This is a genomic window from Streptomyces sp. NPDC002896 (assembly GCF_040295225.1).
In the GTDB taxonomy this organism is placed as follows: Bacteria; Actinomycetota; Actinomycetes; order Streptomycetales; family Streptomycetaceae; genus Streptomyces.
This window is the reverse complement of the sequence record NZ_JBEOVA010000012.1, coordinates 272,109-283,713: the sequence shown is the minus strand read 5'-3', so window position 1 is coordinate 283,713 and position 11,605 is coordinate 272,109. Positions and strand designations below refer to the sequence as shown.

Below are 11,605 nucleotides of genomic sequence, written 5' to 3'. Positions count from 1 at the left end.
TGTCCATGTTGATCTTGCGGCCGGATCGAGGGTCTGGTGGAAGCCAGCCGAAGCGCCTGCGCCGCCGCCTCCGGCCGGAGGCGGTGGGATCAGCAGGCTCAGCTGAAGGAGTCGCCGCAGGCGCAGGAGCCCGTCGCGTTCGGGTTGTCGATCGTGAAGCCCTGCTTCTCGATGGTGTCGACGAAGTCGATCGAGGCGCCGCCCAGGTACGGAGCGCTCATCCGGTCGGTGACGACCTTGACGCCGCCGAACTCCTTGACGACGTCGCCGTCAAGCGAGCGCTCGTCGAAGAAGAGCTGGTAGCGCAGGCCGGAGCAGCCGCCGGGCTGAACGGCGACGCGCAGCGCCAGATCCTCACGGCCTTCCTGGTCGAGCAGGGCCTTGACCTTCGCCGCGGCGGCGTCGGACAGGATGATGCCGTCGGTGACGGTGGTGGTCTCGTCCGATACGGACATCTACATCTCTCCCGGGTTGTACGGAGACTGCTTGCCGACGGTTGCAACCGGCGGGGCCGCGGATTCATTCCGGGCCGAGCGCTGTGTCTTCGACTTTTCCTTCGCTTGCTCTCCTCATGCTCGCACATGGAATTGCGAAGCGGCACGGGACGTTATGGACGGTCGGCCGGCCGGCCTCCGGTGATCGCCGGGCGGCCACCGGGCAACCCCGGGGCGGACTCCAGGCGACCTCAAGGCAGCCTCCGGGAATGCGTCACATCGACGCGATGGCCATCGTCAAACTGACGTGAACCGGTTATGATAGATAGCGTCATTTCGACGAAAAGGCGAAGTCCCGCAATCTCCGCTTGATCCAACCGATCCAAGCGAGCCGCAGAAAAGAAAGGGTGCGTGTCGTGACCACCGCCCAAACCCGTCAGGAGCTCGACGTCCAGCCGACGCCCCTCGCCCTGCTGCTGCTCGGCCGCGAGGCCGACCCCAGGAGCGAGCGCGGCGTCGAATGCCCCGGCGACCTGCCCCTGCCGTCCGACCCGGATCTGGTGGAGCGCGCCCGGGCGGCCAAGGAGAAGCTCGGCGACAAGGTCTTCGTGCTCGGCCACCACTACCAGCGCGACGAGGTCATCCAGTTCGCGGACGTGACGGGTGACTCCTTCAAGCTGGCCCGGGACGCCGCCGCGCGCCCGGAGGCCGAGTACATCGTCTTCTGCGGTGTGCACTTCATGGCCGAGTCCGCCGACATCCTGACGAGCGACGACCAGAAGGTCGTGCTGCCGGACCTCGCGGCCGGCTGCTCCATGGCCGACATGGCGACGGCCGAGCAGGTCGCGGAGTGCTGGGACGTGCTGACCGAGGCGGGCGTCGCCGAGCAGGTCGTGCCCGTCTCGTACATGAACTCGTCGGCCGACATCAAGGCGTTCACCGGCAAGCACGGCGGCACGATCTGTACGTCGTCCAATGCCAAGCGGGCGCTGGAGTGGGCCTTCTCCCAGGGCGAGAAGGTCCTCTTCCTGCCGGACCAGCACCTGGGCCGCAACACCGCCGTGCGCGACCTCGGGATGTCGCTCGAGGACTGCGTGGTCTACAACCCGCACAAGCCGAACGGCGGGCTCACCGCGGAGCAGCTGCGCGACGCGAAGATGATCCTGTGGCGGGGCCACTGCTCGGTGCACGGGCGGTTCAACCTGGACTCCGTGAACGACGTGCGCGAGCGCATCCCGGGCGTCAACGTCCTGGTCCACCCAGAGTGCAAGAACGAGGTCGTCGCGGCCGCGGACTACGTGGGCTCGACCGAGTACATCATCAAGGCCCTGGAGGCGGCCCCGGCCGGTTCCAAGTGGGCCATCGGCACGGAACTGAACCTGGTCCGCCGCCTGGCCAACCGCTTCGCCGACGAGGACAAGGAGATCGTCTTCCTCGACAAGACGGTGTGCTTCTGCTCGACGATGAACCGGATCGACCTGCCGCATCTGGTGTGGGCCCTGGAGTCGCTGGCCGAGGGCAACCTCGTCAACCGGATCGAGGTCGACCGGGAGACGGAGCAGTTCGCGAAGCTGGCGCTCGAGCGGATGCTGGCGCTTCCGTAAAGCATCGCTGCATGTATACGCGTGTGGGGCGGGCTTCCCAAGCCCGCCCCACACGCATTTCTCGATGGCGCCATCGAGGATTCGCCGTTCCGCACGCCCGCACTCGCGGTTCAGCGCTCCTCGATGACCTTCTGCGCTGCGCTGATCATCCGCATGTGGGCGGCGTTCAACTTCCCGAGGTCCACCTTGTGATCAGCGATCATCTTGTCCTGGATCTCGCTCTCCGCTCGGAACCAGACATCGAGGAGCCGGGTCCGGGTTTTGCACGAGTAGTCCGCCTCGGCAGTCGATATCTCTCCACGTGTGACCTTTTCGCCTTGAAAGGCCTTGTCGCCCATGGCCGCCAGCGGCGAATCGTATGTGTACCCGGCGCTCTTCATGCACGCGGACCAGTCCTTCGCGGCCTGCACCACCCGGGGATCCTTGAGAGAGGACTGGAAGCTACTGTTCGCGACAGTCCTGGCGGCTTCCGACCCGGCGGGATAATCGTTCCCCTTCCTCAGGCTTTTCACCGCTTCACCGCGACAGCCGTTCTCGGGAACTCTGATACCTCGGTAGGTCTTCGCCTCACCGCCGGATCCGGTGCCGTACAGAACGAGGCGGGTCGTCGCGTCGCCGCCCTCCGCGCCGCTTTCCGGTGACTCGTCCGCAGGCAGGTGGTAGCCGTAGCGCGCTGCGTCCTTGCCGCTGGATATGCCGTATCGACGATCCGAAGAATACTCGCGGACCGATGGCGGCTCAGCGCTGTAATCGAGACCGAACCTCGCCATGCATTCTTCTGTCAGCTTGCCTTCGGCAGCTTCTATGGCAGCCAGCTCAGCATTGCTGAAGCTGTATTTCGCGATGGGGAGTCTGAAGGTATAGGCGGATTCCGGCACGGCCGCGGCGGAACCGGGGGAAGGCGAGGCCGATTCGGTCACTCTCGGCTCGGTCGCACGTGACCCCGCCCCCTCGTCTGCGACGTTCTGCGCGGACGACGAGCAGCCCGACAGCAGAAGAAGAGACGACAGCCCGGCAAGTACCGCCGCCGACCGACTGCACAGCGCCGAAGAAACAGACCGAGTCCTTGTTCCCACCCCAAAACCCCTCAGAAAAAGTCGAGGACCCCGCACGGAGACAGGAAGAACCCACCCCCGCACGGGGACCGCAGAATCTGCACCAGCGATTCCAGAGCCGCTCAGAACACGTAGCAGTCAGTCCTCGACGAGTTCCACTTGAAAGAGGCGTTCTCGTTGTACGTGTTGTGCAACTGCGTGGTGTACGAGTAGTCGGCGATCTTGTCGCACGCCCCTCCGTAGTTGCTGTTGTAGAAGATCGTGGCAGCGTAGGCGCTGTCGTTCGTCGCCGAAGCGGCGTTGTTCTTGACGGCCTGTCCCTGTCCGGCCCCGGAGCTCAGAAACTTGTAGCCGGCGAAGTCGGCGACATTGCTTCCCCGGAAGGAGGTCGAGGACCCTCCCTGATAACTGTTGTAGAACAGCACGAGACAACTCGAGCCGATGATGCAGCCGGACCCCGCGTCCGCCTGTGCGGCCGGTGCGCCGGCCATCATGGCGGCGGCCACAGCAGGCACCGTAAGCGCAGCTGCGGCTCTCTTTCGGAACACACCCACAAATATCTCCCCACTACGTGGACGGTGAACTCGTGACCACCGCCGCCTGATCGTCGCCGGAGGTTGTAGTCCTCGCGATCATGGGAAGTCAAGCGATCAGACATTCGGGATTCGTGATGCAAAAACCGAAAAAGGGGCGCCCCTCGTCCAGAGAGGCGCCCCCTTTCTCATGCAGCCGTCAGACCTGCGCGGGCTCCGGTTCGCCGGACTCCGTGACCGTCGGCTCGGCCGGACCCCCGGCCTTCTTCGCTCGCTTGGCCGCCTTCTTCTTGGCCCTGCGCTCCTTGCGGAGCTCGATCATCGCGTAGAGCGTCGGGACCAGCAGCAGGGTCAGCAGCGTCGAGGTGATCAGTCCGCCGATCACCACTACCGCGAGCGGCTGGGCGATGAAGCCGCCCTCGCCCGTGATGCCCAGCGCCATGGGGAGCAGCGCGAAGATGGTCGCCAGGGCGGTCATCAGGATCGGGCGGAGTCGATGGCGGCCGCCCTCGATGACCGCCTCGACCGTGCCGTAGCCCTGGGCCCGGTACTGGTTGATCAGGTCGATCAGCACGATCGCGTTGGTGACCACGATGCCGATGAGCATCAGCATGCCGATCATCGCCGGGACGCCCATCGGGGTGCCCGTGGCGATCAGCAGGCCGATCGCGCCGGTCGCCGCGAAGGGGATGGAGACCAGCAGGATCAGCGGCTGGACGAGCGACCGGAACGTCGCGACCAGCAGCATGAAGACGATCGCGATCGCCGCCAGCATCGCCAGGCCGAGCGAGGCGAACGCCTCGTCCTGGTCCTCCGAGACACCGCCGATCGACGCCGTGGCGCCGGCAGGCAGCTTGAGCGCGTTGATCTTCGTCTGGAGGTCGGCGCTGACCGCGCCCGTGTTGTCGCCGGTCGGCTTCGCCGTAATCGTCGCGGCACGCTGGCCGTCGATACGGGTCATCGAGACCGGGCCGTCGACGAGCTTGATGTCCGCGATGTCACCGAGCTTCACGCCCGGGCCGACAGGCAGCTTCTTCAGCTCGGACAGCGTCTCCGCGGGCTTCGCCGACCGGATGACGATGTTGCGCTCGGTGTCGTCCAGGACCGCCTTGCCGGTGGTGGTGCCGCGCACCGCCTGGGTGACCACCTGTCCGAGGGTCGCGTCGTTGAAACCGGCCGCGGCCGCCTTGTCGTTGGCCTTCACCGAGATCCGCGGCACGGACTGGGAAAGGTCGCTGGTGACGTCCGTGACATCGTCGAGCTTGGCGACCTCGTCGCGGACCTCGTCCGCGGCCTTCCGTAGGACGTCCGCGTCGGCGGCCTTGACCACGACGCTCAGGTCCTGGCTGCCGAAGCCGTCGCCCGCCGCGATGGTGGTCGTCCCGATCCCGGAGAGCTTGCCGAGCCCCTCCTCGATCCGGGCCTGGACGTCGTCGTACGAGGCCGAGTCCGCCAGCTTGATCTGATACGACGCCTGGTTGGTGTCCGTACCGCCGCCGAACGCTGCCATGAAGCCGGAGGAGCCGACGGTGACCTGGTAGTCCTCGACGCCCTCGACGCCGTCGAGCATCTTCTCGATCTTCTTCGCGGACGCGTCGGTCTTCGCCAGGCTGGTGCCCGGCTTCAACTCCTGCTTGACCGTGAGGACTTCTTGCTCGCCCTGGTCGAAGAAGTTGGTCTTCAGCAGGGGCGCCATGCCGAACGTGCCGATGAGGATCACGATCGCGATGGCGAGGCTGGTGAGGCGGCGGCGCGTCGCGAAGCGCAGCACGGGGACGTAGAGGCGCTGCAGTCGGCTGCGCGCCTCCTTCTCCTCGGCCTTGCGGCGGGCCTCCTCCGGGTCGGCGTCCCGCACGTCCTTGGGGGCGCGCAGGAACCAGTACGACAGGACGGGCACGACCGTCAGCGACACCAGCAGCGACGCGAGCAGCGCCGCCGTGACCGTCAGCGAGAACGAGCCGAACAGCTCGCCCACCATGCCGCCGGTCAGACCGATGGGCAGGAAGACCGCGACCGTGGTCAGCGTGGAGGACGTGACGGCGCCCGCGACCTCGCGTACGGCCTTGAGGATCGCTTCCTGGCGCTCCTCGCCGTAGCCGAGGTGCCGCTTGATGTTCTCCAGGACGACGATCGAGTCGTCGACGACGCGGCCGATGGCGATGGTCAGCGCGCCGAGCGTGAGCATGTTGAGGGACAGGTCGCGGGTCCACAGCACGATGAGCGCGAGCACCACCGACAGCGGGATCGAGACCGCGGTGACCAGCGTCGAGCGGATCGACGCGAGGAACACCAGGATGACGAGGACCGCGAAGACCAGGCCCAGCGCGCCCTCGGTGGTCAGGCCCTCGATGGACTTGGAGACCGCGGGGCCCTGGTCGCTGACGACGGTCAGCGTCGCGCCGGAGCCGAGGTCCTTGCGCAGGTCCGGCAGCTTGTCCTTGACCTCGTCCGAGATGGCGACCGCGCTGCCGTCGTGGTCCATGGTGACCATGACGGCGAGGCTGGGCTTGCCGTTCGTGCGCGTGATGGAGGTCGCCGCGGACGGCTCCTGCTTCACGGTGGCGACGTCACCGAGGCGTACGGGCTTCTTGGCGCCCTCGCCCGTGACCATCAGGTCCTTGATCTGCGCCAGCGAGGTGAAGCCGCCGCCGACCTGGACGGTGCGGTTGGCGCCGTCCTCGTCGAACGAGCCGGCCGGGACCGTCGCACCGCCCGCCTGCAGGGCCTGGCCGAGCACCGCGGCGCTGAGGCCCGCGCGCGCCAGCTTGGCGTCGTCCGGCGTCACTGTGACCTGGAGGTCCCGGACACCGTCGACCGTGACCTGGCCGACGCCGTCGATGTCCTCGAGGGCCGGTACGACGGTGCTGTCGAGTTGGTCGGCGAGCGCCTGCTGGTCCTTGTCGGAGGTGACGGCGAGCACGACGGTCGGGATGTCGTCCGTGGACCCGGCGACGACCTGTGGATCGACGTCGTCGGGCAGCTGGGTGCGGGCCCGGTTCACGGCCTGCTGGACATCGGCGACGAGCTGCTGGGTGCCATTGCCGTAGTCGAAGGACGCCATGATCAGGGCGTTGCCCTCGCTGGCCGTGGAGGTGATGCCGGTGATGCCGTCGACGGCCTTGATGGTGTTCTCGAGCGGCTCGACGACCTGCTTCTCGACCACATCGGGAGACGCGCCCTGGTACGGCGCCAGCACAGACACCATGGGCAGTTCGATGGAGGGCAGCAACTGCTGCTTGAGCTGCGGGATCGCGATGGCACCGAAGACGATCGCGATGATCGACATCAGCCCGATCAGGGCCCGTTGGGCGAGGCTGAACCTGGACAGCCAGGACATGGGGACGGTCTCTCTTCTGTGGCTTACGCGGCAGGAGAGGGCGCAGATCAGCGCCCTCCTACACCTTGCGGCACCGGCGAGACCCGATCCGTCGCCCCCAGGTCCCGATTCCTTATCCGGCTCATACTGCGGTCGCAGTACGCGCCGTACATCCGTGGGCCCACGCTTGCGGTTCCGGCGGTCCTGGACGTCCCTGGGCAGCGGTCCTGGAGGTCCCTGGGCGACCTGGACGTCCCTCGGCGCCCTGGACGTCCCTTGGCAGCGGTCCTGGACGCCCTTAGGCGACCTGGACGTCCCTCGGCGCCACGGATGTCACATCACGTCACCCTTGGCCGGACCAGTCCCGATTCGTAGGCGATAACGACGAGTTGCGCCCGGTCGCGGGCGCCGAGCTTGGCCATGGCTCGGTTGACGTGCGTCTTGACGGTGAGCGGGCTGACCTCGAGCCGCTCGGCGATCTCGTCGTTGGAGTGGCCGCCGGCGACCTGGACCAGTACCTCGCGTTCCCGGCCGGTGAGCGCCTCGAGGCGTTCGGCGTGGACGGGGTCGCCGCCCTGCGTACCGTCGCTCTGCGCCAGGAACGTCGCGATCAGCCCCTTCGTGGCCGCCGGGGACAACAGGGCCTCTCCCCCGGCCGCGACCCGGATGGCGTTGAGCAGCTCCTCGGGTTCCGCGCCCTTGCCGAGGAAGCCGGAGGCGCCGGCCCGCAGCGACTGCACCACGTACTCGTCGACCTCGAACGTCGTCAGCATGACCACCCGCACCCGCGCGAGAGCCGGGTCGGCGCTGATCAGCCGGGTGGCGGCGAGGCCGTCCGTGCCCGGCATGCGGATGTCCATCAGCACGACGTCCGCGGACTGCTCCTTCGCCAGCCGGACCGCCTCCGCACCGTCCGACGCCTCGCCGACGACCTCCATGTCGGGCTCGGAGTCGACGAGTACGCGGAAGGCGCTGCGCAGCAGCGCCTGGTCGTCGGCGAGCAGCACCCGGATGGTCATACGCGGTTCCCCGTCTGCATCTGTGTCTGATTCGCTGTCGGCGGCGCTGCCTGCGCCTCGTGCGTGGCCTGGCGCGCACGGTTGCGGACCGGCAGGATCGCATGGACGCGGAAGCCGCCCCCGTGACGGGGGCCCGCGGTGCAGCTGCCGCCGAGCGCGGTGACCCGCTCCCGCATGCCGAGCAGCCCGTGCCCGCCGCCGTCCTCGGGCCTCTCGTCGTTGCCCGGACCGTTGTCCAGCACGGTGACCTCGATGTCGGGGCCTACGCGGACGACGCTGACCTCGGCCTTGGCGCCGCTCCCGGCGTGCTTCTGCACATTGGTGAGCGCCTCCTGGATGACGCGGTACGCGGCGAGGTCCACCGCCGCGGGCAGCGTCGTGTCCTGATCGGCGCGGGCCACCTCCACCGGAAGACCCGCATGCCGGAACGTGTCGACGAGCTCGTCGAGGCGGTGCAGGCCCGGAGCGGGCTCGGTGGGCGCCTCGGGGTCTCCGGTCTGCCGCAGCAGGCCCACGGTGGCGCGGAGTTCGTTGAGCGCGGAGCGGCTGGCCTCCCGTACGTGGGCGAGGGCCTCCTTGGCCTGGTCGGGCCGCTTGTCCATGACGTGCGCCGCGACCCCGGCCTGGACGTTGACGAGAGCGATGTGGTGCGCCACCACGTCGTGCAGATCGCGGGCGATCCGCAGCCGCTCCTCCGCGACCCGGCGCCGGGCCTCCTCCTCGCGGGTGCGCTCGGCCCGTTCGGCGCGCTCGCGGATGGCCTGCACGAAGTCACGGCGGCTGCGGACGGCGTCGCCCGCGGCCGCGGCCATACCGGTCCAGGCGAACACGGCGATGTTCTCCTGCGCGTACCAGGGCAGCGGGCCGGCCAGCATCGCGGCTCCGGTCAGCACCGTCATCGTGGGCACGGCGACCCGCCAGGTGGTGGTCCGGTCGGTGCGGGCGGCGACGGTGAAGAGCGCGATGACCGCGCACATCGCGACGGGGGTGCGAGGGTCACCGGTGATCAGCTCCACGAGGGACAGGGCGCCGGTCACCGCCAGCACGATCATGGGGCGCGCCCGGCGGAAGATCAGCGCGGCCGCGCCGAGCACCATCAGGGTGAGGCTGGGGGCGTCGGGTGTGCGGGTGCCCCACCTGGGGCCGCCGTGGTGGCCGGGGTCGGCGAAGGAGCCGACGATCATGCAGGCGAGGACGGCGGTGGCGAGGGCGGCGTCCCAGGCCCGGGGGTGGGCCTGGAGCCAGGCCCTTGCCCGGGTCCAGGGGCCTGGGCTCTGGGGAGTGGTCACGTTCAGCCACGGTACGGGGCCCTGGCGGGCGGCGGAACGGGGGCTTGGGTGCCCTTTCGTATTGGGGTGCCCACGTCGTGGGTGGGGTGCCCGCGTCGCGGGTGGGGTGCGGATGCCCGTCACGCGGGCTGGACCCACACCCGAGGTGCTGTGCGTCGTGGGCTGTGCCCACCCTCTCCCATTGCCTAAGGGCATGGGAGGTGCCCCCATCGCCCCAGCGGAACGCCTGCCCACAGCGGGAAGGCCTAAGGCCCTCTAGCCCGGGATCAGGCCGCCGTCGCTCAGCAGCTCCCGGACATCCTCCAGGGTGGCGTCCGGGGACGGGAGGATCAGTTCTGAGGGTTCCAGGGAGTCGTCGGGGAGGGGGGTGCCCAGTTCGCGCACCTTTTCCAGGAGCGCGTGCAGGGTCTCGCGGAAGCCGGGGCCGTCGCCGCGCTCCATCTCGGAGAGCAGCGCCTCGTCCAGCTTGTTCAGTTCGGCGAAGTGGCTGTCGGCCAGCTTCACCTGCCCCTCCCCCATGATCCGTACGATCATGTCGCCCTCCTCGGACGTGAGCGATGACTCCGGCGGGGTGGCTACGGCTTATGGCTACTGCTTGTCGAAGCGCGGGGTGTCCTGCTGCTGGGACTGCTGCTGCCCCTGGCTGCCGGCCGTGCCGCCCTCGATCGCCTGCTGCTGGGTGGAACCGCCGGCCAGCTCGGCCTTCATGCGCTGCAGCTCCAGCTCTACATCCGTACCACCGGAGAGCCGGTCCAGCTCGGCCTGGATGTCGTCCTTGGCCATGCCCGTGGGGTCGTCGAGGGCGCCGGAGGCCAGCAGCTCGTCGATCGCGCCGGCCCTCGCCTGGAGCTGCGCGGTCTTGTCCTCGGCGCGCTGGATCGCCAGGCCGACGTCGCCCATCTCCTCGGAGATGCCGGAGAAGGCCTCGCCGATCCGGGTCTGCGCCTGGGCCGCGGTGTAGGTGGCCTTGATGGTCTCCTTCTTCGTGCGGAAGGCGTCCACCTTGGCCTGCAGCCGCTGGGCCGCAAGGGTGAGCTTCTCCTCCTCGCCCGAGAGGGTCTGGTGCTGCGTCTCCAGGTCCGTCACCTGCTGCTGGAGAGCGGCGCGGCGGGAGAGCGCCTCGCGGGCCAGGTCCTCGCGGCCCAGCGCCAGCGCCTTGCGGCCCTGGTCCTCCAGCTTGGTGGACTGGGTCTGGAGCTGGTTGAGCTGCAGCTCCAGGCGCTTGCGCGAGGTCGCCACATCGGCGACGCCGCGGCGCACCTTCTGCAGCAGCTCAAGCTGCTTCTGGTACGAGTAATCCAGGGTCTCGCGCGGGTCCTCGGCCCGGTCCAGGGCCTTGTTCGCCTTCGCGCGGAAGATCATCCCCATACGCTTCATGACACCGCTCATGGGCTTCGCGCGCCCCCTTCTGACGGACTCCAGCTCCCAGGTCTTCAACAGAACCCACAGTACGGGCCCTGCCTCCATTACCGCACTGTTCGGGGACCGATGCGCTCATCCCCAAGGACGACTGCCGGCGGCTGCCCTCCGGCCCAGGGAGTAGGTGGTGCTCCCGGGGCCTGCCGGAAACCTTCGGCTGCGTACCTTGAATACCCTTTGAGTCTCATCTGCCCCCGCCACAGCCGCGTGGTGTTGCCGGTAGAGACGTACGGTGTTGCCGGATCGTTCCCCACCGGGCTGGGGTCCATGCAGGCGCACCCCGTACCCTTGGCTTTTGTGTTCCGTAGCCGTGCCAAGGAAGAGAAGGCCCCCGCCGACAAGGCGCCGGTGACCGACTCCAAGCAGACCCGTGACCCGCAGGCCCCCAAGGGCCGCCCGACGCCCAAGCGCAGCGAGGCCCAGACGCAGCGCCGCAGCGTCGCCAACACCCAGCTGACGCGCAAAGAGGCCGCGAAGCGGCAGCGCGACGAGCGCCGTACGCAGATGGAGCGGCAGCGCCAGGCCCTTGCCAGCGGCGACGAGCGCTATCTGCCCGTCCGTGACAAGGGTCCGGTCCGGCGGTTCGCGCGCGACTTCGTGGACTCGCGATTCAACATCGCGGAGTGGTTCCTGCCGCTCGCAGTGGTCATCCTCGTTCTGAGCATGGTCCGCGTGCCCTCGCTCCAGAACATCGCCCTGCTGCTGTGGCTGTTCGTGATCATCCTGATCGTCGTCGACTCGATCGGCGTCGCGATCCGGCTGAAGAAGCAGCTGAACGCGCGCTTCCCGGACCAGCCGAAGCGGGGCGCCGTCGCATACGCGCTGATGCGCACGCTCCAGATGCGTCGACTCCGGCTGCCGAAGCCGCAGGTCAAGCGCGGAGAGCGGCCCTGAGCGCAGAGCCTTTCACGCGGGGGGCGGCCTCCTGGCTGCAGG

General features: G+C 68.5%; 10 protein-coding genes. 2 read left to right on the top strand and 8 right to left on the bottom strand.

Annotation, left to right across the window (positions count from 1 at the left end):
- Positions 1 to 98 precede the first annotated feature (98 nt).
- Positions 99 to 455: an iron-sulfur cluster assembly accessory protein gene (locus ABT009_RS24585; protein WP_351298725.1), complete on the bottom strand. Its 357-nt coding sequence runs from the start codon at positions 453 to 455 to the stop codon at positions 99 to 101.
- 395 nt (positions 456 to 850) lie between these two features.
- Here ABT009_RS24585 and nadA point away from each other — a divergent pair, with 395 nt between their 5' ends.
- Entirely contained in the window at positions 851 to 2,038 is a 1,188-nt protein-coding gene (nadA, locus tag ABT009_RS24580) for a quinolinate synthase NadA (RefSeq protein WP_351298722.1), read from the top strand.
- A gap of 110 nt (positions 2,039 to 2,148) precedes the next feature.
- Here nadA and ABT009_RS24575 read toward each other — a convergent pair whose 3' ends face one another.
- The 7 genes from ABT009_RS24575 to ABT009_RS24545 form a co-directional block, all read right to left on the bottom strand.
- Positions 2,149 to 2,958 (bottom strand): hypothetical protein, encoded by an 810-nt coding sequence (locus ABT009_RS24575; protein ID WP_351298720.1) that lies wholly within the window; start codon positions 2,956 to 2,958, stop codon positions 2,149 to 2,151.
- 257 nt (positions 2,959 to 3,215) lie between these two features.
- Positions 3,216 to 3,599 (bottom strand): peptidase inhibitor family I36 protein, encoded by a 384-nt coding sequence (locus ABT009_RS24570; RefSeq protein WP_351298718.1) that lies wholly within the window; start codon positions 3,597 to 3,599, stop codon positions 3,216 to 3,218.
- A gap of 226 nt (positions 3,600 to 3,825) precedes the next feature.
- Positions 3,826 to 6,963: an efflux RND transporter permease subunit gene (locus ABT009_RS24565; protein ID WP_351298715.1), complete on the bottom strand. Its 3,138-nt coding sequence runs from the start codon at positions 6,961 to 6,963 to the stop codon at positions 3,826 to 3,828.
- A gap of 317 nt (positions 6,964 to 7,280) precedes the next feature.
- Entirely contained in the window at positions 7,281 to 7,961 is a 681-nt protein-coding gene (locus tag ABT009_RS24560) for a response regulator (protein WP_351298712.1), read from the bottom strand.
- Positions 7,958 to 9,250, bottom strand: coding sequence for a sensor histidine kinase (locus tag ABT009_RS24555; RefSeq protein WP_351298709.1), 1,293 nt, complete (start codon positions 9,248 to 9,250; stop codon positions 7,958 to 7,960). Before ABT009_RS24555 ends, ABT009_RS24560 begins: the two co-directional genes overlap by 4 nt.
- Positions 9,251 to 9,505: 255 nt before the next feature.
- The gene (gene pspAA, locus ABT009_RS24550; protein ID WP_351298706.1) at positions 9,506 to 9,784 is read right to left on the bottom strand and encodes a PspA-associated protein PspAA; all 279 of its coding nucleotides are present in this window, start codon (positions 9,782 to 9,784) and stop codon (positions 9,506 to 9,508) included.
- Positions 9,785 to 9,838: 54 nt separating this feature from the next.
- Positions 9,839 to 10,639, bottom strand: a complete 801-nt coding sequence (locus ABT009_RS24545; protein ID WP_351298703.1) for a PspA/IM30 family protein — start codon at positions 10,637 to 10,639, stop codon at positions 9,839 to 9,841.
- Positions 10,640 to 10,936: 297 nt separating this feature from the next.
- On the opposite strand from ABT009_RS24545, the gene ABT009_RS24540 reads away from it, so the two are divergent.
- Complete coding sequence (locus ABT009_RS24540) at positions 10,937 to 11,563, top strand: DUF3043 domain-containing protein (RefSeq protein ID WP_351298700.1); 627 nt, start codon at positions 10,937 to 10,939, stop codon at positions 11,561 to 11,563.
- Positions 11,564 to 11,605: the final 42 nt, after the last annotated feature.

Excerpts from the sequence above, each read along its gene's own strand:
- ABT009_RS24585 (WP_351298725.1), bottom strand. The coding sequence starts at position 455 with ATGTCCGTATCGGACGAGACCACCACCGTCACCGACGGCATCATCCTG.
- ABT009_RS24560 (WP_351298712.1), bottom strand. The coding sequence starts at position 7,961 with ATGACCATCCGGGTGCTGCTCGCCGACGACCAGGCGCTGCTGCGCAGC.
- ABT009_RS24545 (WP_351298703.1), bottom strand. The coding sequence starts at position 10,639 with ATGAGCGGTGTCATGAAGCGTATGGGGATGATCTTCCGCGCGAAGGCG.
- pspAA (WP_351298706.1), bottom strand. The coding sequence starts at position 9,784 with ATGATCGTACGGATCATGGGGGAGGGGCAGGTGAAGCTGGCCGACAGC.
- ABT009_RS24565 (WP_351298715.1), bottom strand. The coding sequence starts at position 6,963 with ATGTCCTGGCTGTCCAGGTTCAGCCTCGCCCAACGGGCCCTGATCGGG.
- ABT009_RS24540 (WP_351298700.1), top strand. The coding sequence starts at position 10,937 with ATGCAGGCGCACCCCGTACCCTTGGCTTTTGTGTTCCGTAGCCGTGCC.